The organism is Caldimonas brevitalea, from assembly GCF_001017435.1.
GTDB classification, from domain to species: domain Bacteria; phylum Pseudomonadota; class Gammaproteobacteria; order Burkholderiales; family Burkholderiaceae_C; genus Caldimonas; species Caldimonas brevitalea.
In genome coordinates, this window is the sequence record NZ_CP011371.1 from 5421014 (window position 1) to 5444700 (window position 23687).

Below are 23687 nucleotides of genomic sequence, written 5' to 3' on the forward strand. Positions count from 1 at the left end.
ACCCTGAGAGGTCTAGCATGATCCCATCGTCGTGTCGGCGCCGCCCGCTCGTCTTCTGGGAGGGCTCGGCGCCTTGAGGAGCGAGCCATGAAGACCGCCGTGTTCGTTCGTCTCGGCGCCGCGTGCGCCACCGCCTGCCTCTGTCTCACCGCGTCTGCCCAGAGCGCTTTGTCGGTACGGGTCGAGGGCCCCGGCTTGAAGGCCGGATACGCCCTGGGCATGCGGCCCGCCGCCAGCCTCGGCGTGAAAGGGCTGCAGTGGAACCGGTGGCGCGACGACGTCGGCGCGCGCGGGTTGCCCGCGTTGGGCCTGAGTGAATGGTCCGTGCTCGGCGACTACTACTTCCGCCAGGACGCAGGCCTGCGGGCCACCGGCGGTGTACTCAAGGCCGACAAGGCGCAGCGCGCCGCCCCCGAGGAGCGCCCCGCTCCGGCGCCCGCCTATGGGACCGGCGCGCGCAGCAGCCCGACACTGGGATTCGACAGCAGCAGCACCGCCGTGCCTTATCTGGGGATGGGATACAGCGGCGCGGCGCCCTCCGGCGGCTGGGGCGTGTTCGCCGATGTCGGCGTGGTGATGTTGAAGCCGAAATCCACCGTCAAACTTGGCTCGGCGGCCAACGGCGCCTGGTACAGCAACGAATGGACGCGCCGCGAGGGTGAGGTCGACCTGCCCCGTGCCCTGGGCGAGTGGCGACTCTCGCCGCTGGTCCAGGTCGGCGTTTCCTATTCGTTCTGAGGCCAGCCCGCCAGCCCCGACCGGGGCGCGCAAGGACTTGACGCAACGCGCTTCGGCCTGCGGTTTTTTGCTCTATAAAGTGGGCTGCTTCCCGATCCAACGCATCCACACACCCCACCATGAGCGACGTTCAACAGCGTATCGACGACCTCGTCAAGAACAACCGGGTGGTGCTCTTCATGAAGGGCACTGCGCAATTCCCCATGTGCGGTTTTTCGGGCCGTGCAGTGCAGATCCTCAAGGCCTGCGGCGTCACCGACCTGAAAACCGTCAACGTGCTGGAAGACGAAGAGATCCGCCAGGGCGTGAAGGAATACGCCAACTGGCCCACCATCCCGCAGCTCTATGTCGACGGCGAGTTCGTCGGCGGCTCGGACATCCTGATGGAGATGTACCAAGCCGGCGAGTTGCAGGACGTGCTGCGCTCCTCGTGACCCGCCACAGCGACCTGGGGGCCCGATTCCGGGCGCTGCCTCCCCGGCCGTCCCCGGCGGGCCTCGCATGACCGCCCGGCTGGTGGTCGGCATCACCGGCGCGACCGGTGCGATCTACGGCGTGCGCCTGCTGCAGCGCCTGCGGCAGCTGGAGGTCGAGACCCATCTGGTGGTGACGCCGGCCGGCGTGCTGAACGTGCACCATGAACTGGGCCTCGACCGGGCGACGCTGGAGGGCCTAGCGGCCCGCGCCTACCACCCCGGCGATGTTGGCGCGGCCATCGCGAGCGGTAGCTTCCAGGCCGACGGCATGCTGGTCGCGCCTTGCTCGATGAAAACGCTGGCGGCCGTCGCCCACGGTCTGTGCGACAACCTGCTGACGCGCGCCGCCGATGTCACGCTGAAAGAGCGCCGCCGCCTGCTGATGATGGTGCGCGAGACACCGCTGCACCTGGCCCATCTGCGCAACATGACGGCGGTGACCGAAATGGGCGGCGTGATCTTTCCGCCGCTGCCGGCGTTCTATCACCGGCCGCAAAGCATCGACGAACTGGTCGACGAAACCGTCGAGCGGGCGCTCGCGCTGATGGGAGTGCGGCAGGCCGCCCCGCGGCCCTGGCAGGGGCTGTGAGACCGCCGGCGCCTCAGTCGCGCAGTTCCCACAACTTGCGTGAGGCGAACACCGCGCTCGGGTATTCCGGGCGGCCGCGGCTGCCGTTGTAGCGGCCGAGCGCCAGGTAAAGGTCGCCCTTCTCGATGTCCACGTAGTGACGCAGGATCACGCAGCCGAAACGCAGATTGGTCTGCATGTGGAACAGCTTGCCGGGGTCGCCGTCGCCGATCAGCCGGCTCCAGAACGGCATCACCTGCATGTAGCCGCGCGCACCGACGCGGCTGATCGCGTATTTGCGAAAGCCGCTCTCCACCTGGATCAGGCCGAGCACCAACGCCGTTTCGAGCCCGGCACGGTGGCTTTCGTACCAGACGGTCTCGAGGAATTCGAGGCGGGTCTGGGTGTCGGGCTTGCGCTTTTTCAGCCGTTCGCTCATCGCGCCTAGCCAGCGCAGGTAACGCAAACGGTCTTCGATGTTGGTGAACACGGCCTTGGGCGGCGCCGTGTTGCCGATGGCGGCCGACAACGCGGTCTTGACCGCATTGGCCAACGGCTCCTCGACCTGCCCGCCAGCCCATGCAGGGCTGGCACCGCCCGCCAGCAACAGGCCGGCAGCGGTGCCACTCAACCAGTCGCGGCGCGTCAGTCCTGCACCGCCCCACACCGGTCGCGTCATGCGCCGAGCTTCTCCCGCAGCAGTGTCACCACGTCGGCCACGGTCACCGAGGTCGCTTGTGCGTCGCGGCGACCCTGGTATTCGAGCTTGCCGTCCTTCAGGCCGCGGTCGGAGATGACCACCCGGTGCGGCACGCCGATCAATTCCCAGTCGGCGAACATCGCCCCGGGGCGCTCACCGCGATCGTCCAGCAACACGTCGACGCCCAGCGCGGACAGCTCGTCGTGCAGTTGTTGCGCAGCGGCTTGCACCTCAGCGGAGCGGTCGTAGCCGATCGGGCACAGCACCACGGCAAACGGCGCAATCGAGGTCGGCCAGATGATGCCGCGCTCGTCGTGGTTCTGCTCGATCGCGGCGCCGACGATGCGGGTCACGCCGATGCCGTAGCAGCCCATTTCCATCGGCCGCGGTTTGCCGTTTTCGTCCAGGTAGTTGGCGTTCATCGCGGCGGAATACTTGGTGCCGAGATAGAACACGTGGCCGACTTCGATGCCGCGCTGGATCGCGAGCACACCTTTGCCGTCGGGCGACGGGTCGCCTTCGACGACGTTGCGGATGTCGGCGACCGCGTCGGGCTCGGGCAGGTCGCGGCCCCAGTTGACACCGGTCAGGTGGAAGTCGGCCTCATTGGCGCCGCTGACGAAATCCGCCATCTGTGCCACGGTACGGTCGGCGATCACCTTGACCGGTTTCTTGACCCCGACCGGGCCCAGGTAGCCGGGCTTGCAGCCGAAATGGTCGGCGATCTCGGCCTCGGTCGCGAAGCGGAAGCCGGCCTTCAGGCCCGGCAGCTTGCCGGCCTTCACTTCGTTCAGGTCGTGGTCGCCGCGCAGCAGCAGCAGCCAGACGGTCGTCTTCACGATGTCGCCGGCCTCGTTTTTCTCGTCGGTCGCGAGCACCAGCGACTTCACCGTCTGGGTCAGCGGCAGGCCCAGCAGTTCGGCGACCGCGGCGCAGGTGCTGCGGCCCGGCGTCGCGGTTTTCTCGAGCGCGCGGGTGGCGGCGCCGCGGCTGGGCAGCAAGGCCACGGCTTCGGCCAGCTCGATGTTGGCGGCGTAGTCGGAGTCGGGGCAATAGACGATGGCGTCTTCGCCGGTCTCGGCGATCACCTGGAACTCGTGCGAACGGTCGCCGCCGATGGCGCCGGTGTCGGCGGCCACCGCGCGGTAGCGCAGGCCCAGCCGGTCGAAGATGCGGCCATACGCCGCATACATGTTTTCGTAGCTCTTGCCGGCCGATTCGACGTCACGGTCGAAGGAATAGGCGTCCTTCATCGTGAATTCGCGGCCGCGCATCACACCAAAACGCGGCCGGCGTTCGTCACGGAACTTGGTTTGGATGTGATAGAAGTTTTTCGGCAGCTGGCGGTAGCTGCGCAGTTCCTGCCGCGCAATGTCGGTGATCACTTCTTCCGACGTCGGCTGGATGATGAAGTCGCGCTCGTGGCGGTCTTTGACGCGCAGCAGCTCGGGGCCCATCTTGTCCCAGCGGCCGGTTTCCTGCCACAGCTCGGCGGGCTGAACCACCGGCATCAGCAGTTCCACCGCACCGGCGCGGTTCATCTCTTCGCGGATGATGGCCTCCACCTTGCGGATCACGCGCAGGCCCATTGGCATGTAGTTGTAGATGCCGGCGCCCAGGCGCTTGATCATGCCGGCGCGCATCATCAATTTGTGGCTCACGACCTCCGCATCGGCAGGCGCTTCTTTTTGCGTGGAAATGAAGAACTGAGAGGCTTTCATGGATGAAGGCCCGCATCGGCAACCCGAGCAGGCGGCAGGCAGCAGGGCTTAGGAGGGGTTGAAACCGCACCGGCCAGTGCAATAATGGTTTCAGTTGACAAAATTGAGGTTTGATTATGCTCGACCGGGAAGGCTTCCGGCCCAACGTCGGCATCATCCTGCTCAACCAGAAGAATCAGGTTTTCTGGGGCAAGCGCATCCGGACGCACTCTTGGCAGTTTCCCCAAGGGGGTATCAAACACGGCGAGAGCCCCGAGCAGGCGATGTACCGTGAACTGCATGAAGAAGTCGGGCTGAAGCCCGAGCATGTGCGCATCTTGGCCCGGACCCGCGACTGGCTGCGCTACGAGGTGCCGGAGCACTACATCCGCCGTGATGCGCGGGGGCACTACAGGGGGCAGAAACAAATCTGGTTCCTGTTGCAACTCACCGGGCGCGACTGCGACATGAATTTGCGGGCGACCGACCACCCGGAGTTCGATGCCTGGCGCTGGAACGAGTACTGGGTGCCGCTGGACGTGGTGATCGAGTTCAAGCGCGACGTCTACCAGATGGCGCTGACCGAGCTGGCGCGCTTTCTGCCGCGCGCCAACCACCACAATCGGTATCTGCGAGGCGGCATGAGGCCGCACCACCGCGACGAGACCGCGCCGCGTACCGAGCGGGGTTCGGCCCAGACGGTGGCGGAGCCGCTGGACGGCGACCTCGACGGCAATCTGTAGCGTCGGGCCGGCAGGCGGCGCAAACACCGCCTCGCGCCGGGCGCGGGCCGCGCAGATCCACCGCCACGGCATCTTCGCCACGCCAAGGCGACCGGTGCGCCTGCTGGCCCTCAGGCCAGCACGAGGTTGTCGCGGTGGATCATTTCCGGCTCACCGGTGAATCCGAGCAGTCGCTCGAATTCGCTCGAAGGCTTGCGGGCGATCAGGCGCGCCTCGCTGCTCGAATAGTTGGCGAGGCCGCGGGCCACCTCCAGACCGCTCGGATCGCGCACCGCGATGACATCGCCGCGCGCGAACTCACCGATCACCTCGACCATGCCGATCGGCAGCAGGCTCTTGCCGTCGTCGCGCAATTTCTTGACCGCGCCGTCGTCGATCACGACCGCACCGCGCAACTGCAGATGGTCGGCCATCCATTGCTTGCGGGCCGCGAGCTTGGGCGTCGACGCCAGCAACAGCGTGCCGATCGACTCGCCGGCCGCCAGGCGCAGCAGCACATCGGGCTCGCGGCCCCAGGCGATCACCGTGGAGGCGCCGCTGCCGGCGGCGCGCTTGGCGGCCAGGATCTTGGTGATCATGCCGCCCTTGCCGATGCTCGAGCCGGCGCCGCCGGCCATGCGTTCCAGCTCGGGGGTGCCGGCCTCCGACACCTCGATGAAGCGCGCGGTCGGGTCCTTGCGCGGGTCGGCGGAGTACAGGCCGCGCTGGTCGGTCAGGATCACCAGCGCGTCGGCCTCGACGAGATTGGCCACCAGCGCGCCCAGGGTGTCGTTGTCGCCGAACTTGATTTCGTCGGTCACCACGGTGTCGTTCTCGTTGATGACCGGCACGACCCGCAGGCGCAGCAGCGTCAGCAGCGTCGATCGGGCGTTCAGGTAGCGCTCTCGATCGGCCAGGTCGGCATGGGTCAGCAGCACCTGGGCGCTGCCCATACCCTGCTCGCGCAGCTTGGTCTCGTAGATCTGCGCCAGGCCCATCTGGCCCACCGCGGCAGCCGCTTGCAGTTCGTGCAGTTCCTTCGGCCGGCGCGCCCATCCGAGGCGTTTCATGCCCTCGGCAATGGCGCCGCTGGACACCATCACGATCTCGCGGCCTTGGCCGGCGAGCGCGGCCAACTGCCGGCACCAATGGCCGATGGCCTCGGCGTCGACACCGCGACCTTCATTGGTCACCAGGCTGGAACCGACCTTGACGACGATACGTCGTGCGTTCTTGAGCGCGTCACTCATGCTGCAGGGGAGAGGCGAAAGTCGAAAGCGGGCTGGGTAAGTTCAGGGTCACCGGAAGCGAGGGTCGTCGGACGGCGGCGCGGCCGGAGCCGCCGGGTCCGGGGCAAAGCGCACGTCGACCGGTTCGATCACCGGCTCCCGATGCGCCGCGACGTGATCGTAGATGGCGCGGATCAACCCCTCGCAGCCCTCACGCGTCAACGCCGAGATCTGGTGCACCGGGCCCTTCCACTTCATCCGCTTGACGAAGTCCTTGACACGCTGCTCGCGCTCCTCGACCGGCACCATGTCGAGCTTGTTCAGCACCAGCCAGCGCGGCTTCTCGTAGAGGGCCTGGTCGTACTTTTTCAGCTCCCCGACGATGGCCTTGGCCTGCGCGACCGGATCGACGCCCTCGTCGAAAGGCGCGATGTCGACAAGATGCAGCAGCAAGCGGGTGCGCTGCAAATGCCGCAGGAACTGATGGCCCAGGCCCGCGCCTTCGGCCGCGCCCTCGATCAGCCCCGGAATGTCGGCGACGACGAAACTCTGTTCCGGGGCGACCCGGACCACGCCGAGGTTGGGGTGCAGTGTCGTGAAGGGATAGTCGGCGATCTTGGGGCGGGCGTTCGAAATGGCGGCGATCAGCGTCGATTTGCCGGCGTTGGGCATGCCCAGCAGGCCAACATCGGCCAGCACCCGCAGTTCCAGCTTCAGGCGGCGCTGTTCACCGGGCCAGCCCGGCGTCTTCTGACGCGGCGCGCGGTTGGTGCTCGATTTGTAGTGCAGGTTGCCGAAACCGCCGTCACCGCCCTTGGCCAGCATCACGCGCTCGCCGGGCACCAACAGCTCGGTGATCACCTCGCCGGTGTCCGCGTCGCTGATGATGGTGCCCACCGGCATGCGCAGGACGATGTCGTCGGCGGCGGCACCGAACTGGTCCGAGCCACGGCCCTGCTCGCCGTTGCGCGCCTCGTGGCGGCGGGCATAACGGTAGTCGATCAAGGTGTTCAGGTTCGGGTCGGCTTCGACAAACACATGCCCGCCCCGCCCGCCGTCGCCACCATTGGGGCCACCGAAAGGGATGAATTTTTCGCGGCGAAAGCTGATGCAGCCGCTGCCGCCATTGCCCGCCGCGACGTCGATGTACGCTTCGTCTACGAATTTCATGCTTGTGTGTCCGACTTCGATACGTCCCGCCGGCCTTCGCCCTTAGGCGTCCTCCGCCCCAACAGGGACCAGACGCCAGCGATGATGAGCAACAACGGCCACCAGCGCGTCAGCGCCTGCAGGCTGATCCACCCGAGGTTGTGCGCCAGCAGGACCGAGCCGATGACGATGAGCAGTACGCCGCTCTTGTTCATGCCGCCCTCCAGGAGTTCACGCCGTCGTCCCGGGCGCGTGGGTGGCGCCTCGGAACGGCGCCGCCTTGCATGCCAGCCGCGCCGCGGCAACGGCAGCAGGGAAGATGGTACTTGATGCCCGGGCCCGCTGGCTCGCCTGCTGGGGCGCCGCCGCAAACGACAAAGCCCCGGCGGACCGGGGCTTTGTCAGAAGACGCGCAAGCGCCGCTCAGACGGGCGTGACGCTGACGGTCTTGCGGTTCTGCGGGCCCTTCACCGAGAAGGAAACCTGGCCGTCGACCAGCGCGAACAGCGTATGGTCGCGACCGGTGGCCACATTGGTGCCCGCGTGGAAACGGGTGCCGCGCTGGCGCACGATGATCGAGCCGGCCGGGATGACCTGACCGCCGAACACCTTGACGCCGAGCATCTTCGGTTGGGAGTCGCGGCCGTTCCGGGTGGAACCGCCGCCTTTTTTCTGTGCCATGGTTGATTAGCTCCTTGACGTTGCCGACGGATCAGACGCTGACAGCGCCGATTTCCAGCTCGGTGTAGGTCTGGCGATGACCTTGATGCTTCTGGTAGTGCTTGCGACGGCGCAACTTGAAGATGCGCACTTTGTCGTGCTTGCCATGCGCCACCACGGTGGCCTTCACACTCGCGCCAGCAACCAAGGGCGTGCCGACCTGCAGTTCTGCGCCGCTACCCACGGCGAGGACTTGGTCGATCACGATCTCTTGGCCAACTTCCGCAGCAATCTGTTCTACCTTGATCTTTTCGCCTGCAGCAACCTTGTATTGTTTGCCGCCGGTTTTTATGACCGCGTACATATCAGCCCCTTCACAGGCCCGTAGGCCCACATGCTTCGCGAGCTTCCCGAGCGCCGCACACGACACCACCTACAAGACACGCCCTCAAGAACGCGCTGCAGGCCGTCTGTCACGACGGCAGCCGGGTGAGACACCCGGCCGAGAAACCCGCACGAATAATCCCGGCCTTTTCAGCCGAGCCCGAGAGTGTAGCACGAACGAGGAAGACGACCCCGGCGCGACCAGGGTCCACACCCCACGGACCGTGGCCCCCGTCACGCCCGGCGCGGCTCTACACCCCGCTGATAAGCCATCGACAGCGCGCGAACCCGCAAGGCCGCTCTCTATAATTTGCGCACTCTGCTTCAAGGTCTCGCGTGTCAGTCCCACTTGCCTCCGCCTCCTCGCCCCCGAATGCCCTCGCGCTCATCGCCGACGAAATGGGCGAAGTCGACAAGGTGATACGCCAGCGGCTGACGTCAGAGGTGGTGCTGATCAACCAGATCTCCGACTACATCATCAGCGCCGGCGGCAAGCGCATCCGACCGATGCTGGTGCTGCTGTTCGCCAACGCACTCGGCTTCACGGGCCGCGAGCGCTACGAACTGGCCGCGGTGGTCGAATTCATCCACACCGCAACCCTGCTGCACGACGACGTGGTCGACGAGTCGCAACTGCGGCGCGGGCGTGACACGGCGAATGCCCTGTTCGGCAACGCCGCGAGCGTGTTGGTGGGCGATTTTCTCTATTCACGCTCGTTCCAGATGATGGTGTCGGTCAACCGCATGCGGGTGCTCGATGTGCTGGCCGATGCCACCAACGTCATTGCCGAGGGCGAGGTCCTGCAGTTGATGAACATGCATGACCCGGACATCGACATCCCGGCTTACCTGAAGGTCATCCGCTACAAGACGGCCAAGCTGTTCGAAGCCAGCGCCCGGCTCGGGGCCGTGCTCGCGGGGGCATCGCCCGAGACGGAAACCGCCTGCGCCAACTACGGCCGCTGCCTGGGCACCGCGTTCCAACTCATCGACGACGTGCTCGATTACCAGGGCAACACCGCAGAGCTCGGCAAGAACGTCGGCGACGACTTGCGCGAGGGCAAGCCGACCTTGCCACTGTTGCTGGCGATGGAGCGCGGCAGCGCCGAACAGCGCGACTTCATCCGTCATGCCATCGAGCACGGCGAAGTCGAACGCCTGCCGGAGATCATCCGCATCGTCGCGCAGACGGGCGCGCTGGAAGCCACCCGGGAAGCCGCGCGCGCCGAGGCGCAGCGCGCTCGCGACACGCTCGATGCAATTCCCCCTTCGCCTTATCGAGAAGCTCTGCTAGAATTATGCGTTCGCTCGATAGACCGGTCTTCTTGAGACCGTCACGAGCACGGCAAGCAGAGCCAGCCGTCGTTGCAGCGCTCGCCCCGGGGTAGCCCCGAAGGCAAGCATCGAGCGACGACTTATCTGCCCCGCTTGCCGACACACGGGGTGTAGCTTAGCCTGGTAGAGCGCTACGTTCGGGACGTAGAGGCCGGAGGTTCGAATCCTCTCACCCCGACCAGATACCAAGACCTGCACATCTGCAGGTCTTTTTCATTTCTGAAGATCAATTCACCTCGGCGCACAGCCGAGGGCGAGCGCTTCGCGTCGCCCGGCAAGGCGCTGCGCCGCAGACGCCGTGACCCGGCGTCCACCGTCTTGCGGCCTCGCCGCGACCCGGACGGGATGTGCACCGCCCAGCGGGCAACGGCCACTTCCTCAGCGTCGCTCGCACAGCGGCAAAAGCGGCGTCGCGCGCTCGACACGCCCGTCATGACGATTTGCCGCAGGGCTGCGGTTTATTGCACGGACCTACTGGCTTCCAAGGTTTACAGTGCCAACTGAATCAGCGATGATTTGGCGGCTTTTGGCGCTCCTAGGAGGCCCATTCCGAGCACTTTTGCTCACATTGCGCTGAGATCCCCCCATCCATGGACACACTGGCCGAGGCCCCCAACCTGACCCTGTCTGGCGTTGCCCGGGTGCTGGTCAATGCCGGCAAGCTCAATGCGAAGACGGCAGAAGAGTTGGCGAAGGCCGCCAAAGAGAAACACGTCAGTTTCATCGCGGCCGTGATCGCGGCCGGTGCCGTGTCGCCGGCCGACCTCGCGCACGCGCTGTCCACGGCCTTCTCGTTGCCGCTGATCGACCTGAATGCGGTCGATGTGCCGCGGCTGCCCAAGAATGTGATCGAGTCCAAGTTGGCGGCTCAATATCAGGTGGCCGTGCTAGGCAAGCGCGGCAGCCGGCTGTTCGTCGCCGGCGCCGACCCGACCAACCAGGAGGCGCTGGAGCGCATCAAGTTCGCCACGCAGTTGACGCCCGAGTGGGTGGTGGTCGAACACGACAAGCTCCTGAAGCTGCTCGAAAGCACGGGCACCTCGGCCGCAGAAGCGCTCGAGCAGATGGCCAATGCCGAGTTCGATTTCGACGTCTCGGAAGACGATACCGGTGAGAAGGAATCGCAGGACGTCGCGACCGACGTCGAAGACGCGCCGGTGGTGCGCTTCCTGCAGAAGATGCTGATCGACGCCATCAACCTGCGTGCGTCCGATTTGCACTTCGAGCCTTACGAACAGAACTATCGGGTGCGCTTTCGGGTCGACGGCGAACTGCGCGAGATCACGCAGCCGCCGGTGGCGATCAAGGAAAAGCTGGCGTCGCGCATCAAGGTCATCTCGCGCCTCGACATCGCTGAAAAGCGTGTGCCGCAAGACGGGCGCATGAAGCTGAAGTTCGGCAACCGTGCCATCGACTTCCGCGTCAGCACCTTGCCGACCCTGTTCGGCGAGAAGATCGTGATCCGTATTCTCGACCCGTCCAGCGCCAAGCTGGGCATCGAGGCGCTGGGCTACGAGAAGGAAGAGAAAGACCGATTGCTGAAAGCGATCGAGCGCCCCTACGGCATGATCCTGGTCACCGGGCCGACGGGTAGCGGCAAGACGGTGTCGCTGTATACCTGTTTGAACATGTTGAACCGCCCCGGCGTCAACATCTCGACGGTCGAAGATCCCGCCGAAATCAACCTGCCCGGCATCAACCAGGTTAACGTCAACGACAAGGCCGGACTGACGTTTTCGACCGCGCTGAAGGCCTTTTTGCGCCAGGATCCCGACGTCATCATGGTCGGCGAAATCCGCGACCTGGACACGGCCGACATCGCGATCAAGGCCGCCCAAACCGGCCACATGGTGATGTCGACCCTGCACACCAACGATGCGCCGACCACGCTGACCCGTCTGCGCAACATGGGTGTGGCCTCGTTCAATATCGCCTCCAGCGTGATCCTGATCACGGCACAGCGCTTGGCGCGCCGGCTCTGCGAGAACTGCAAGGCGCCGGCGACTTATCCTCGCGAGGCGATGCTGAAGGCCGGCTTCCAGGAAGCGGAACTCGACGGCGGCTGGAAGCCCTACCGCGCCGTGGGCTGCGCCAATTGCAACAATGGGTATAAAGGTCGTGTCGGTCTTTACCAAGTGATGCCCATCTCGGAAGAGATCCAGCGCATCATCCTGTCCGACGGCAGCGCCCTGGACATTGCTGCGCAGGCCGCGAAAGAAGGCGTGCGCGACCTCCGGCAGTCCGGACTGGTGAAAGTGAAGTTGGGCGTCACAACGCTCGAAGAAGTGATCTCGGTCACAAACGAATAGACACGACAAATCGGGGGTGGTGAGCCCCGGAGGCATTATGGCAACGGCTGCTGCGGCGAAGAAGGTTCAAGATTTCGTTTTCGAGTGGGAAGGCAAAGACCGCAATGGCAAGCCGGTGCGGGGCGAAATGCGCGCCGGCGGCGAGGCAATGGTCAGTGCCAGCTTGCGCCGCCAGGGCGTGCTGGTCACCAAGGTCAAGAAGCGGCGCATGGGTGGCGGCAAGGCCATCAAGCATAAGGACTTGACCGTGTTCACCCGCCAGCTCGCGACGATGATGCGCGCCGGCGTGCCCTTGCTCCAGGCCTTCGACATCGTCGGTCGCGGCAGCACGAATGCCAAGATGGCGCGCCTGGTCAACGACATCCGCAGCGACGTCGAAACCGGCACCAGCCTGTCGTCCGCTTTCCGCAAATACCCGCTCTACTTCGACGCGCTCTATTGCAACCTGGTCGAGGCCGGTGAAGCCGGCGGTATTCTGGAAACCCTGCTCGACCGGCTCGCCACCTATCAGGAAAAGACGCTGGCGATCAAGGCCAAGATCAAATCTGCGCTGATCTACCCGGTCGCGGTGCTGGTGGTCGCCTTCGTCGTCGTCGCGGTGATCATGATTTTCGTGATCCCGGCCTTCAAGGAGGTCTTCACGTCTTTCGGCGCCGACCTGCCCGGGCCGACCTTGCTCGTGATGTCGATTTCCGAGTTTTTCGTCGCGTACTGGTGGTTGATCTTCGGCGTCACGATTGGCGGCACCTATTTCTTCTTCCAGTCGTGGAAACGCTCGGAGAGGATGCAAAAGACGATGGACCGCCTGCTGCTGCGCGTGCCGATGTTCGGACCGCTGGTCAACAAGTCAGCCGTGGCGCGCTGGACCCGCACGCTGGCCACCATGTTCTCGGCCGGTGTGCCGCTGGTCGAGGCGCTCGACTCCGTGGGCGGCGCGTCTGGCAACGCCGTGTTTGCCGAAGCGACCGAGAAGATTCAGAAAGACGTCTCGACCGGCTCCAGCCTCACCATGTCGATGCAGAGCACCGGCGTGTTCCCGACCATGGTGCTGCAGATGTGCGCGATCGGCGAAGAATCCGGTTCGATCGACCACATGCTCAACAAGGCGGCCGAGTTCTACGAGAACGAGGTCGACGAGGCCGTCAAGGGTCTGTCCAGCCTGATGGAGCCCGTCATCATCGTGGTGCTGGGCAGCATCATCGGCGGCATCGTCGTCTCGATGTATTTGCCGATCTTCAAGCTGGGTCAGGTGGTGTGAGCGGTGCGCCGGCCTGCATCACCGGGCACACCGCGAAGGCGGGCGCGCCGGCAGGCAGGACGGCTCCCGGCAGCCGGCCCAATTGAAAAGGCGACGCCTCATCGCACGGCGTGCCCTGCGCGCGTGACGCCGCCGCAGCGCGGCGCCCCAGGCCGTCGGCCTCCGCGATCGGGCTCGACGCCGCGCCGCAACAGCGCCGATATCCTGCTGCCTCCAGGGGCGGTTGCGGTGGAGCCGATCCGGCGCGCCTTGCTCCCTCTCGACAGTCTCCCGCCGAACCCCCTCTCGCCCCCTTCATCGCATGAACGCTGAACTTCTCCACTGGTGGCTGTCGCCGCTGGCGCTGGGCCTTCTGGGGCTGTGCGTGGGCAGTTTCCTCAACGTGCTGATCTACCGCCTGCCGGTCATGCTCGAGCGGCAATGGAAGCGTGACGCCTGCGAGATGCTCGAACTGCCCTTGCCGGAAGAAGGCGCGCCGTTCAATCTCGCGGTGCCGCGTTCACGTTGCCCCCACTGCGGGCACACGATCCGCTGGCACGAGAACCTGCCCGTGCTGGGTTGGCTGCGGCTGGGTGGACGGTGCGCCCAATGCAAGGCGCGCATCTCGATACGCTATCCGCTGGTGGAGTTGCTCACCGGCGTCCTGTTCGGTGCGGTCGCCTGGAAGCTCGGCCCGCAACCGAGCGCCTTGCTGTGGTGCGGCGTGATGGCGGTGCTGGTGGCGCTGGCCTTCATCGACTGGGACACCACGCTGTTGCCCGACGACCTCACGCTGCCCTTGCTGTGGGCCGGCCTGGTCGCCGCCGCGCTGGGCTGGAACCTGCCACTCGGCACGGCCTTGTGGGGTGCGGTGGCCGGGTACCTGGTCTTGTGGGCGGTCTATTGGCTGTTCAAGCTGACCACCGGCAAGGAAGGCATGGGCTTCGGCGACTTCAAGCTGTTGGCCGCCATCGGCGCGTGGCTCGGTTGGTCGATGCTGTTGCCGGTGCTGATCATCGCGTCGGTGCTCGGCACCGTGGTGGGCCTGGGGATGAAGGCGACCGGCCAACTGCGCGAAGACCGCTATGTGCCGTTCGGCCCCTTTCTCGCGGGGGCCGGCATCGCCGTGTTCCTGATCGGCCCATCGACCGTGTCGGCCTGGCTCGGCTGGTATTGAGGATCACACCCCATCAAGGACACGCGCGACATGACAGCAACCTCACGGCGGATCGGGCTGACCGGCGGCATCGGCAGCGGCAAGAGCACCGTCGCGGCGATGTTGGCCGACCTGGGCGCGCTGATTGTCGACACCGACGCCATTTCCCGCTCGCTGAGCGCAGCCGGCGGCGCGGCCATCCCGGCCCTGCGGACCGCCTTCGGCGATGACTTCATCGATGCCGAGGGCGCCTTGGACCGCGCCCGCATGCGGTCGCTGGTGTTCCAGGACCCTTCGGCCCGCACCCGCCTCGAGCGACTGCTGCACCCTTTGATCGGGCAAGAGACGGTGCGGCAGGCCGCCTTGGCCACCCCGGGTCAGCCGGTGGTGTTCGACGTTCCGCTGCTGGTCGAGTCCGGACGCTGGCGTGCGCTGGTCGACTGGGTGCTGGTGGTCGACTGCACACCCGAGACGCAAGTCGAGCGGGTGGTGCAGCGATCGCAGCTGGCACCAGCCGAGGTCGAGCGCATCATCGCGCAGCAGGCGCCTCGCGCCGCTCGGCTGGCCGCCGCCGACGTGGTGATCTGCAACGATGGCCTGACGCTGCAAGAACTCGAGGCCGAAGTGCGCGCGGTCTGGCAGCGCTGGCAGCTCGACAGCCCCGCCGGCTGAGGGCACTCGTCGACGTCAACCTTGCAACGTCGGCGCCATATTGTGAGAACAGGCCCTCGCCTGTTACGGTGTCTTGCGTGGGTTTGGCCGGGGGCAATGCCTGTGAAACAATCCGCGTAGCTTCGCCCACCGACGGCCCGGCGCCTGCGGACCGAGGAAACCTGCCTTGACACTGTACGAATACCCCTTCAACGAAAGCATCCGCACGATGCTGCGGCTCGAACACCTGTTCGACCGACTGGCCCAGCTGATGCCGCGAGAAGCCCCAGTCGACCACCACTACTCGCTCGCCACGATCTTCGAGATCATCGACGTCGCCTCGCGCGCCGACCTCAAGTCCGACCTGTTGAAGGACCTCGAACGGCAGAAGACACTGCTGAACGGCTACCGAGGCAACCCGTCGATCTCGGAGCGTGTACTGGACGACGTGATCGGCCGCATCGACCACGCCTTCAACGGCCTCAACCAGCTGCCCGGCAAGGCCGGCCATGCCTTGACCACCAATGAGTGGCTGATGAGCATCCGCAGCCGCATCAGCATCCCCGGCGGGACCTGCGAGTTCGACCTGCCGGCCTATTACGCCTGGCAGCAGCTGCCGCCGGCACAGCGCCAGGCCGACCTGCAGCAATGGGTGTCCACCCTGCTGCCGCTGGCTGAGGCGCTGAACCTGTTGCTGGGCCTGTTGCGTGATTCGGGCATGCCGCACAAGGTGTTGGCCCAGCACGGCCAGTACCAGCAAAGCCTGCCGACCGGACGCACCTTCCAGCTGCTGCGGGTGCGCATCGACCCCACCCTGGGCCTGATCCCCGAGATCAGCGGCCACCGGTTGATGGTGTCGATCCGCTTGATGCGCCAAGACCCCGAGGGCCGTTTGCGCCCCGCGAACGAAGAAGCGAATTTCGAACTCGCGTTGTGCTGATGGACCCTCAGAAACCGGCGCCCGTGCGGCGCACCGTCACCTGCCCCAATTGCAAAGGGGAAAGCGTGTACGGGCCCGAGAACCCGTACCGGCCGTTCTGCAGCGCCCGCTGCAAGAACATCGACTTCGGCGCCTGGGCCAGCGAGAGCTACCGTGTCGAGGACAGCACGCCGCGGCAGGACGGCCTCGACGACGAGAACGGTAGCGGTGCGGCACGCTGAAGGCGCGCCGGTGTCGCTCAGTTCACGGCGCCAGGGTGGGTCGGGCCGCTGAAGCCTCGCTCTTCGGCAAACCAGGCCAGCACCGGCACGGTGCCCGGCAGCACCGGGTGCACCTCGACCGGCAGCGTCTGCCAGGCCATGGCCTGGCGCTCGCGCATCTCGAACTCGCCGCGCCATTCGTACACCTTGCAGAAGTGCAGGCGCACCAGGGCGTGCGGATAGTCCACCATCTCGACCTTCCAGGGGTGGACGGACCCGATGGTGATGCCCAGCTCCTCGTGCAGTTCACGCCGCAGTGCCGCTTCGACCGTTTCGCCGGCCTCGAGCTTGCCGCCGGGGAATTCCCAGTGGCCCGCGTAGACCTTGCCCTCGGGCCGCGACGTCAACAGAAAGCGGCCTTTGGCGTCGATCAGCACGCCCACCGCCACGTCCACCGGCGTGCGGCTCACCGTGTGCCCCCCTCGCGCCGACCGGCGTAATCGCGAGCGAACTGGTACGCCACCCGCCCCGAACGCGAGCCCCGCTCCAGCGCCCACACCAGCGATTCCTGCCGCGCCGCCTCGATGGCCGGCTCGTCGACGCCGAAACTGCGCAGCCACTGCGCCACGATGGCCAGGTATTCGGCCTGGCTGAAGGGATAGAAGCTGATCCACAGCCCGAAGCGTTCGGACAGCGAGATCTTCTCTTCGACCACCTCGCCGGGGTGCACCTCACCGTCCTCGGTGTGCTGGTAGCTGAGGTTCTCTTTCATGTACTCCGGCAGCAGGTGCCGGCGGTTGGACGTGGCGTAGATCAGCACATTGGCCGATGACGCCGAGACCGAGCCGTCGAGGATGGACTTGAGTGCCTTGTAGCCCGGCTCGCCCTCGTCGAAGCTGAGGTCGTCGCAATAGACGATGAAACGCTCGGGGCGCTCGGCCACCAGGTCGACGATGTCGGGCAGATCGACCAGATCGGTCTTGTCCACCTCGATCAGCCGCAGGCCCTGCCCGGCGAACTCGTTCAAACAGGCCTTGATCAGCGACGACTTGCCGGTGCCGCGTGCGCCGGTCAGCAAGGCGTTGTTGGCGCCCCGCCCGGCGACGAATTGCGCGGTGTTGCGCCACAGCCGTTCCTTCTGGCCCTCGACCTCGCGCAGGTCGGACAACAGGATGCCGGCGACATGGCGCACCGGCTCCAGGCAGGCCGACCCGGCACGCTTGCGGTAACGGAAGGCCACCGAGGCCGACCAGTCGGGTGCCGTCAGCGGGTGGGGCAGTACCGCCTCGAGGCGGCTGAGCAAGCTTTCGGCTCGCGCGATCAAGGCGTCCAGGGAAGCAGCAGGCATCTTGGTGACAGACAGGTCTGGTGGGTCAGTGGAGGCTGGCGAACGCAGTGTAGCGGCGCTCATTGGAACACCCCCGTGGCGCGCACCGCGGCGCGAGCGCCTTCGGGCGGCGCTCACCCCCGCGGCACTTCCATCACCCGGCCGTCGGCCGTCACGAACAGCCGATCGCCTCCGGCCGGGGTGATGCGATGCATGCCGGTAAAGGCGCCGAACGCCGGCAGCACGCCGACAGCTGGACCGAGCCAGAAGCACGGCAGGCGCAAACGGTCGAGGGCACGGCCGCTCAGGTTGAAACAGGGATGCAAATGGCCGGCCAGCACATAGGCGTTGGCCACCTGTTGTGGATGGTGGCACAAGGCGAAGGGCCCGAGCCGGTACGGCTCGTCGACGCAGCGGATGCGCAGGGCAGCGGGCGGGTCCCCGGCGCGGTCGTCGTGGTTGCCGCGCACCAGCACAAGGTCGAGGTCGGGATGCGCGTCGCGCCAGCGCTGCAAGGCGCCCAGCGTGCCCGGTGCGTGGGCACGCGCCGAATGAAGAAAGTCGCCAAGGAAGACCACCCGCCGGCACGCGGTGCGCTGCAGCAGGGTGTCGAGCACCGCCAGCGTTTCGGCCGTGGTGCCGCGCGGCACCGGCACGCCCCAGCGTCGGAACGACACCGCCTTGCCGATATGTGCATCGGCCACCAGCAAGGTCTGGTGCGCCGCCAGGTAGGCTGCCTTCTCGGGCAGCAGCGTCAGCGGCTCACCTTGTAGCTGCGTGGTCAGCACCGCGGGCGGTCAGCCTCCGACGAGTTGCTTCAGGCTGGCTTCGAGGTGCTCGCTGGGCGAGCGCTTGAAGCCCGAGCGGGCATAACGGTGCAGGCGGCCGACGATGAAGCTGGTCAACGCCGAGGCCAGCGCGGTGCCGTCCACGGTCGGCGTCACCGAGCCGCCGGCATCGGCCGCGCTACGCAGGCTCTGGCGCAGTTGCGACTCGATGCGGTCGAAGAACTGGTTCATGCGCACCAGCAGGCGTTCGTTCTCGAACACCAGCGCGTCGCCGACCATCACGCGGGTCATGCCCGGGTTGCGTTCGCCGAACTGCAACACGACGACGGCGATCTTCTGCGCCTGCGTCACGCCCTGCGGCTCGCGCTCGGCGATCTGGTTGACCAGCGTGAACACGCTCTGCTCGATGAACTCGATCAGGCCCTCGAACATCTGCGCCTTGCTGGCGAAGTGCCGGTAGAGGGCGGCTTCGGAGACGTCGAGCTTGGCGGCCAGGGCCGCGGTGGTGATGCGCTCGGCGCCCGGCTGCTCCAGCATGCCGGCCAGGGTCTGCAGGATCTGGATCCGGCGCTCGCCAGGCTTGGGCCGCTTGCGCGCCGGAACGTCACTCCCTCCCTCCGAGGGCAGGTCCGGGGACGAGGTCACCATAGTGATAGGGGCATTGTTTTCGGACATGACAGCTCGCGTAACTTTTGTAGCGAGCGGATTCTCGCATGCACGTAAGTCGGACGACGCAGCACGTAAACACCTACTTCGGGTCCGTGTGAATTGCGTCTCACGTATCGCTGCATCCACACCGTCCGCATCCCCAATTTGCGTGCAGATTTCTGGTGTGCGAGCGTGTCTTCGACCAGGACGCAGCGATGCGCGGGCGTTTTCAGACGCGCCAGCACGTGCCGCAGCATGCGCGCATCGGGCTTGGGGCGGAAGTGGCCGAACATGCGCATGTCCTCGATGCACAACAGGCCGTCGAAGCAAGCGCTCAGCCGCAGCTCGGCCAGCACCCGGCGCGCGTAGGCCGCGGGCGCGTTGGTCAACACGTACTTGCGCCCGGGCAGCCGCTTCAACGCCGCCTTGTCATGTGCATGCGCGCGCAGGCGCTCCTCCAAGCCGGGCAACTGGTGGGTCACATGCAGGAAGTCGGTCGCGCTGATCTGGTGGTGGCGCACCAGGCCCAGCAGGGTCGCGCCATAGCGGCGCCAATAGTCGCGCCGCAGAAAGTCGGCCTCTTCCGCGCTCACCTGCAGCGTGCGCCGAATGTAGTCGTTCATCGACACGTCGAGCATCGAGAACGCCGCATGCGAGGCGTCGTGCAAGGTGTTGTCGAGGTCGAACAACCAGACCGGCTGGCGCGAGGTCGGCAGGGCACGGTTCATCGGGTCACCGCATGAAAACGGCCGCATCAGCGGCCGTATGGAGGGGTATGAGGCCGCCGTTCAATGCGACCGGATCATGGTGCCGTAGGCCTGCTCGGTCAGGATCTCGAGCAGCATCGAGTGGGGCACCCGGCCGTCGATGATGTGCACCGAATTGACGCCGCTCTTGGCCGCATCGAGCGCCGACGCGATCTTGGGCAGCATGCCGCCCGAGATGGTGCCGTCGGCGAACAATTCGTCGATCTCGCGGGCCGACAAGTCGGTCAGTAGCCTGCCGCTCTTGTCGAGCACACCCGGCGTGTTGGTCAGCAGCACCAGCTTTTCGGCCTTCAAGACCTCGGCCAGCTTGCCCGCCACGACGTCGGCGTTGATGTTGTAGTTCTCGTTGTGCTCGCCGAAGCCGAGCGGCGAGATCACCGGAATGAACTGGTCGTCCTGCAGCGCCTTCACCACCGACGGGTCGATCGATTCGATCTGGCCGACCTGGCCGACGTCGTGCTCCTTCGACGGATCGTCCTTGTCGAGCATCTTCAGCTTGCGCGCGCGGATCAGCCCACCGTCCCGCCCCGTCAGGCCGACGGCCTTGCCGCCCGCGACGTTGATCAGGCCGACGATGTCCTGCTGCACCTGGCCGGCCAGCACCCATTCGACCACTTCCATGGTCTCTTCATCGGTCACGCGCATGCCTTGGATGAAGGTGCCCTTCTTGCCGATCTTGGCCAACGCCTCGTCGATCTGCGGGCCGCCGCCGTGCACCACCACCGGGTTCATGCCCACCAGCTTCAGCAGCACCACGTCTTCGGCGAAATCGAGCTGCAGCGCCGGGTCGGTCATCGCGTTGCCGCCGTACTTGATGACGATCGTCTTGCCGTGGAACTTGCGGATGTAGGGCAAGGCCTGGGCGAGGATTTCGGCCTTGTCGCGCGGCGAGACGTGGGCGAGATCGGCTTGGTGGACGGCGTGGCCGGCAGCGGGGGGCTCGTTGCTCATGGAATCTGGACTCCGTAGGCGGGGTGTGCGGAATGAAACAGGTCGACGTGATTTTAGAGGGGGTCGCCTGACGCCGGCTTGAACACCGGCTCCGGACCCCCAGTTGCCGTTGCACGGCCGCGCTAAGCTTGCGGGCAAGGCACACGCCCTTGCGCCCGCGGGCGCGTGCGCCGCCACCCAACGGAGTTGTTGTCATGTCCACCCGACGCCATGTTCTCGGCACCCTCGCCGCCGCCGCGGCCACCGCATTCGTCTGGCCCGCCCAGGCCGCCAAGACACCACAACAGCGCATCGAGGTCTGGAAGTCGCCCACCTGTGGCTGCTGCACCGCCTGGGTGGAGCACCTGCAGCAAAACGGTTTCGAGGTGACGGTGCACGAGGTCGAGGCGCCCGGCGAGTACCGGGCGCGTTTCGGCTTGCCCGACACCTATGGTTCCTGCCACACCGGGCGGGTCGGCGGCTACGTGCTCGAAGGCCATGTGCCGGCACGCGAAATCGTCCGGCTGCTGAAAGAAAAGCCCGCCGCGGTGGGCCTGGCCGTGCCCGGCATGCCGGTGGGCTCGCCCGGCATGGAAGTGGGCGCTCGCAAGGACCCGTACGACGTGCTGCTTGTCACACGGGACGGCAAGGCTCGCGTCTACCAAAAGTACCCCTGAGGCGTTAAGGGGCAGGAAGGAGAAAACCGAGATGAAACGTTGGATGGCCACGCTCTTACTGCTCGCGTCGGGTGCCGCGATGGCGCAGATGACCGACGGCGAAGTGCGCAAGATCGACAAAGACAACGGCAAGATCACGATCAAGCACGGCGAGATCAAGCACCTGGACGTGCCCGCGATGTCGATGGTGTTCAGGGCCCAGCCGGCGGGTCTGATCGACAAGGTGCAGGTGGGCGACAAGGTGCGTTTCCGCGCCGAGAAGGTCGGCGGCACTTACACCGTCACGTCGATCGAGCCGCAGAAGTAAGCCTGGCTCCGCTGCCGGCCTCGGGGGCACGCGCTGCCCCCTTTCACACCAGCGGTGGCAAGGCTGCGCAGCAGACGGCCAGGTGGTCGACCAGGGCGCGCACCCGCGCCGGGATGAACCGGTTGCTGGGCAGCACCGCATGCAGCGGAATCGCCTCCCCCTGCCAGCCGGGAAACAAGCGCACCAGGCGGCCCGCGAGCAGATCGGCCTGCACGTCGAGTTCGCTCTTGTAGGTCACCCCCAGGCCCTGCACGGCCCAGCGCCGTGCGATTTCGCCGTCGTCGCACTGGCGCCGGCCCGTCACCCTCACCTCGCACCCTCCGCCGCCCACCGCGGGCCAGAACGGCCACACGGTGTTGCGCCGGTTGCGCAGGCGGAATGTGATGCACTCGTGCGCCGACAGGTCTTCCGGCCGCTCGGGCGTGCCGTGCTCGGCCAGATACCGGGGTGACGCGCAGGCCACCCGCCGGCAATCGAGCAGTTTGCGGGCGACCAGGCGGCTGTCGTCCAGGTGGCCGTAGCGCAAGGCCAGGTCGACCTGGTCCTTGACGACGTCCTGCAGGCTGTCGCTGACCCGCAAATCCAGCTCCACGCCGGCATGACGGGCCAGAAAGGTGTCGAGCCAGGGCAGCAACACATGGCGGGTCAGGTCGCTCGCCGCCGTCAGCCGGACCGTGCCGCGCAGCGCCTGGCGGTCGTCGCCGATCTGGGCCACTCCTTCATTCAGCAACTCGAGCGCACGCCGCGCGTAATCGGCCAGCACCTCGCCTGCCGGTGTCGGCCGCATGGCCCGGGTGCTGCGCTCGAACAACCGCGCCCCCACCCGCGCTTCCAGCCGTTGCAGCATCGCGCTGGCCGCTGCCGGCGAGACGTCGAGCAAGCGCCCGGCGGCCGACAGGTTGCCGCCAGCCGCACAGGCCACGATCAGGCGCAGCTCCTGGGTATTTTCAATTTTCATTTGAATGAGTTGCTTGTTATTCGCGACTTATCAACCATGAATTGAATCAACAGAATAGCGCCTCCTCTGCCCTCTCCACCCAAGGAAGCACCATGAAAGCCGTCGGCTACACCCACAACCTGCCCAGCGACGATCCCCGCGCGCTGATCGACCTCGAACTGCCCTCCCCGGTCCCCGGGGCGCACGATCTGCAGGTGCGGGTGCAGGCGGTTTCGGTCAACCCGGTCGACACCAAGGTGCGCCGCAAGCGCCCGGCCAGCGAGGTGTCGCCGCAGGTGCTCGGATGGGACGCGGTGGGCACCGTGCTCGAGGTGGGATCGGCGGTCCAGGGCTTCCGGCCCGGTGACCGGGTCTGGTACGCCGGGGCCATCGACCGACCGGGCAGCAATGCCGAACAGCAACTGGTGGACGCGCGCATCGTCGCCAAGGCGCCGTCCCGGCTGTCGGACGCCGAAGCGGCGGCGCTGCCGCTGACCACCATCACCGCGTGGGAGCTGTTGTTCGATCGCCTGCAGGTGCCGCGCGCGGCGCCCCAGCCCCAAAGCGCCGGCCCTGCCGCTTTGCTGATCACCGGGGGCGCCGGCGGCGTCGGGTCGATCCTGATCCAGCTCGCACGCCAGCTGACCGACCTCACGATCGTGGCCACCGCATCTCGGCCGTCGTCACGCGAGTGGTGCCTGGCGCTCGGCGTCCACCATGTGATCGACCATCGCGAACCGTTCGTGCCGCAGCTGCAGGCGCTGGCGCTGCCGCCGCTGCGCTATGCGGCCAGCCTCACCCACACGCCGCAGCACTACGCACAGCTGGTCGAAGCCCTCGCGCCGCAGGGGCGTTTGGCACTGATCGACGACTTCGAGCCCGGCGACATCGACGTGATGGCGCTCAAGGGCAAGTGTTTGTCGCTGCACTGGGAAATGATGTTTGCGCGCTCCTTGCACCAGACGCCCGACATGGCCGAACAAGGCCGCTTGCTCGGCGAGGTCGCGGCGCTGGTCGAGGCGGGGCGGGTGCGCAGCACGCTGAGCGACAACCTGGGGCCGATCAACGCCGCGAACCTGCGGCGGGCCCACGCGCTGGTGGAGAGCGGGCAGGTGCAGGGCAAGCTGGTGTTGCAAGGTTTCGGCGACTGAC

General features: G+C 66.4%; 28 protein-coding genes and 1 tRNA gene. 15 read left to right on the forward strand and 14 right to left on the reverse strand.

Going from position 1 to position 23687, the window contains the following annotated elements:
* The first annotated feature begins 87 nt into the window (after positions 1 to 87).
* From AAW51_RS22895 to AAW51_RS22905, 3 genes are all read left to right on the forward strand, one after another.
* On the forward strand, positions 88 to 738 hold the full coding sequence (locus AAW51_RS22895; protein ID WP_047196453.1) for a hypothetical protein: 651 nt from the start codon (positions 88 to 90) through the stop codon (positions 736 to 738).
* A 119-nt stretch (positions 739 to 857) separates the two neighbouring features.
* Complete coding sequence (gene grxD / locus AAW51_RS22900) at positions 858 to 1172, forward strand: Grx4 family monothiol glutaredoxin (RefSeq protein ID WP_047196454.1); 315 nt, start codon at positions 858 to 860, stop codon at positions 1170 to 1172.
* Between the two features lie 67 nt (positions 1173 to 1239).
* On the forward strand, positions 1240 to 1803 hold the full coding sequence (locus AAW51_RS22905) for a UbiX family flavin prenyltransferase (protein ID WP_047196455.1): 564 nt from the start codon (positions 1240 to 1242) through the stop codon (positions 1801 to 1803).
* Positions 1804 to 1816: 13 nt separating this feature from the next.
* Here the strand turns inward: AAW51_RS22905 and AAW51_RS22910 are convergent, their stop codons facing one another.
* On the reverse strand, positions 1817 to 2461 hold the full coding sequence (locus AAW51_RS22910) for a lytic transglycosylase domain-containing protein (protein WP_047196456.1): 645 nt from the start codon (positions 2459 to 2461) through the stop codon (positions 1817 to 1819).
* On the reverse strand, positions 2458 to 4203 hold the full coding sequence (locus AAW51_RS22915; protein WP_047196457.1) for a proline--tRNA ligase: 1746 nt from the start codon (positions 4201 to 4203) through the stop codon (positions 2458 to 2460). The genes AAW51_RS22910 and AAW51_RS22915 overlap by 4 nt, the downstream gene beginning before the upstream one ends.
* 116 nt (positions 4204 to 4319) lie before the next feature.
* Between AAW51_RS22915 and AAW51_RS22920 the strand changes: the two genes are divergently transcribed.
* Positions 4320 to 4925 (forward strand): RNA pyrophosphohydrolase, encoded by a 606-nt coding sequence (locus AAW51_RS22920; protein ID WP_047196458.1) that lies wholly within the window; start codon positions 4320 to 4322, stop codon positions 4923 to 4925.
* A 110-nt stretch (positions 4926 to 5035) separates the two neighbouring features.
* Here AAW51_RS22920 and proB read toward each other — a convergent pair whose 3' ends face one another.
* From proB to rplU, 5 genes are all read right to left on the reverse strand, one after another.
* A complete protein-coding gene (gene proB, locus AAW51_RS22925) occupies positions 5036 to 6154 on the reverse strand; it encodes a glutamate 5-kinase (protein WP_047196459.1) in 1119 nt (372 codons plus the stop codon).
* Between the two features lie 48 nt (positions 6155 to 6202).
* The gene (gene obgE, locus AAW51_RS22930; RefSeq protein WP_047196460.1) at positions 6203 to 7303 is read right to left on the reverse strand and encodes a GTPase ObgE; all 1101 of its coding nucleotides are present in this window, start codon (positions 7301 to 7303) and stop codon (positions 6203 to 6205) included.
* Positions 7300 to 7497: a LiaI-LiaF-like domain-containing protein gene (locus AAW51_RS22935; RefSeq protein WP_047196461.1), complete on the reverse strand. Its 198-nt coding sequence runs from the start codon at positions 7495 to 7497 to the stop codon at positions 7300 to 7302. Before AAW51_RS22935 ends, obgE begins: the two co-directional genes overlap by 4 nt.
* Before the next feature lie 208 nt (positions 7498 to 7705).
* The gene (rpmA, locus tag AAW51_RS22940; protein ID WP_047196462.1) at positions 7706 to 7963 is read right to left on the reverse strand and encodes a 50S ribosomal protein L27; all 258 of its coding nucleotides are present in this window, start codon (positions 7961 to 7963) and stop codon (positions 7706 to 7708) included.
* Between the two features lie 31 nt (positions 7964 to 7994).
* Positions 7995 to 8306 (reverse strand): 50S ribosomal protein L21, encoded by a 312-nt coding sequence (gene rplU, locus AAW51_RS22945; protein WP_047196463.1) that lies wholly within the window; start codon positions 8304 to 8306, stop codon positions 7995 to 7997.
* 356 nt (positions 8307 to 8662) lie between these two features.
* Between rplU and ispB the strand changes: the two genes are divergently transcribed.
* The 8 genes from ispB to AAW51_RS22985 all read left to right on the forward strand — a co-directional run bounded on the left by ispB (position 8663) and on the right by AAW51_RS22985 (position 16175).
* Positions 8663 to 9655: an octaprenyl diphosphate synthase gene (gene ispB / locus AAW51_RS22950; RefSeq protein ID WP_256365019.1), complete on the forward strand. Its 993-nt coding sequence runs from the start codon at positions 8663 to 8665 to the stop codon at positions 9653 to 9655.
* A 110-nt stretch (positions 9656 to 9765) separates the two neighbouring features.
* Positions 9766 to 9842 (forward strand) — tRNA-Pro (locus AAW51_RS22955).
* Between the two features lie 409 nt (positions 9843 to 10251).
* Positions 10252 to 11970 (forward strand): type IV-A pilus assembly ATPase PilB, encoded by a 1719-nt coding sequence (gene pilB / locus AAW51_RS22960; RefSeq protein ID WP_047196465.1) that lies wholly within the window; start codon positions 10252 to 10254, stop codon positions 11968 to 11970.
* A 37-nt stretch (positions 11971 to 12007) separates the two neighbouring features.
* The gene (locus AAW51_RS22965) at positions 12008 to 13228 is read left to right on the forward strand and encodes a type II secretion system F family protein (RefSeq protein ID WP_047196466.1); all 1221 of its coding nucleotides are present in this window, start codon (positions 12008 to 12010) and stop codon (positions 13226 to 13228) included.
* Between the two features lie 301 nt (positions 13229 to 13529).
* Positions 13530 to 14384, forward strand: a complete 855-nt coding sequence (locus AAW51_RS22970) for a prepilin peptidase (protein WP_047196467.1) — start codon at positions 13530 to 13532, stop codon at positions 14382 to 14384.
* A 30-nt stretch (positions 14385 to 14414) separates the two neighbouring features.
* Positions 14415 to 15035 carry a dephospho-CoA kinase gene (gene coaE / locus AAW51_RS22975; RefSeq protein ID WP_047196468.1) on the forward strand — a complete coding sequence of 207 codons (621 nt, stop codon included), beginning with the start codon at positions 14415 to 14417 and terminating at the stop codon, positions 15033 to 15035.
* A 166-nt stretch (positions 15036 to 15201) separates the two neighbouring features.
* Entirely contained in the window at positions 15202 to 15954 is a 753-nt protein-coding gene (gene zapD / locus AAW51_RS22980) for a cell division protein ZapD (protein ID WP_047196469.1), read from the forward strand.
* On the forward strand, positions 15954 to 16175 hold the full coding sequence (locus AAW51_RS22985; RefSeq protein WP_047196470.1) for a DNA gyrase inhibitor YacG: 222 nt from the start codon (positions 15954 to 15956) through the stop codon (positions 16173 to 16175). The genes zapD and AAW51_RS22985 overlap by 1 nt, the downstream gene beginning before the upstream one ends.
* 17 nt (positions 16176 to 16192) lie before the next feature.
* Here AAW51_RS22985 and AAW51_RS22990 read toward each other — a convergent pair whose 3' ends face one another.
* The 6 genes from AAW51_RS22990 to argB form a co-directional block, all read right to left on the reverse strand.
* Complete coding sequence (locus AAW51_RS22990) at positions 16193 to 16624, reverse strand: NUDIX domain-containing protein (RefSeq protein ID WP_047196471.1); 432 nt, start codon at positions 16622 to 16624, stop codon at positions 16193 to 16195.
* Positions 16621 to 17502, reverse strand: coding sequence for an ATP-binding protein (locus tag AAW51_RS22995; RefSeq protein ID WP_047196472.1), 882 nt, complete (start codon positions 17500 to 17502; stop codon positions 16621 to 16623). The genes AAW51_RS22990 and AAW51_RS22995 overlap by 4 nt, the downstream gene beginning before the upstream one ends.
* Positions 17503 to 17615: 113 nt before the next feature.
* The gene (gene pdeM / locus AAW51_RS23000) at positions 17616 to 18269 is read right to left on the reverse strand and encodes a ligase-associated DNA damage response endonuclease PdeM (RefSeq protein ID WP_047196473.1); all 654 of its coding nucleotides are present in this window, start codon (positions 18267 to 18269) and stop codon (positions 17616 to 17618) included.
* A gap of 9 nt (positions 18270 to 18278) precedes the next feature.
* On the reverse strand, positions 18279 to 18917 hold the full coding sequence (slmA, locus tag AAW51_RS23005; RefSeq protein WP_047196474.1) for a nucleoid occlusion factor SlmA: 639 nt from the start codon (positions 18915 to 18917) through the stop codon (positions 18279 to 18281).
* Positions 18911 to 19645 (reverse strand): pyrimidine 5'-nucleotidase, encoded by a 735-nt coding sequence (locus AAW51_RS23010; protein ID WP_047196475.1) that lies wholly within the window; start codon positions 19643 to 19645, stop codon positions 18911 to 18913. Before AAW51_RS23010 ends, slmA begins: the two co-directional genes overlap by 7 nt.
* Positions 19646 to 19705: 60 nt before the next feature.
* Positions 19706 to 20635, reverse strand: coding sequence for an acetylglutamate kinase (argB, locus tag AAW51_RS23015; RefSeq protein ID WP_047196476.1), 930 nt, complete (start codon positions 20633 to 20635; stop codon positions 19706 to 19708).
* A 194-nt stretch (positions 20636 to 20829) separates the two neighbouring features.
* Between argB and AAW51_RS23020 the strand changes: the two genes are divergently transcribed.
* Positions 20830 to 21291, forward strand: coding sequence for a DUF411 domain-containing protein (locus AAW51_RS23020; protein WP_047196477.1), 462 nt, complete (start codon positions 20830 to 20832; stop codon positions 21289 to 21291).
* 31 nt (positions 21292 to 21322) lie between these two features.
* Positions 21323 to 21598 (forward strand): copper-binding protein, encoded by a 276-nt coding sequence (locus tag AAW51_RS23025; RefSeq protein ID WP_047196478.1) that lies wholly within the window; start codon positions 21323 to 21325, stop codon positions 21596 to 21598.
* Between the two features lie 43 nt (positions 21599 to 21641).
* On the opposite strand, the gene AAW51_RS23030 is transcribed toward AAW51_RS23025, so the two are convergent.
* Positions 21642 to 22556, reverse strand: a complete 915-nt coding sequence (locus AAW51_RS23030) for a LysR family transcriptional regulator (RefSeq protein ID WP_047196479.1) — start codon at positions 22554 to 22556, stop codon at positions 21642 to 21644.
* Between the two features lie 92 nt (positions 22557 to 22648).
* On the opposite strand from AAW51_RS23030, the gene AAW51_RS23035 reads away from it, so the two are divergent.
* Complete coding sequence (locus AAW51_RS23035) at positions 22649 to 23686, forward strand: zinc-binding alcohol dehydrogenase family protein (protein WP_047196480.1); 1038 nt, start codon at positions 22649 to 22651, stop codon at positions 23684 to 23686.
* Position 23687: the final 1 nt, after the last annotated feature.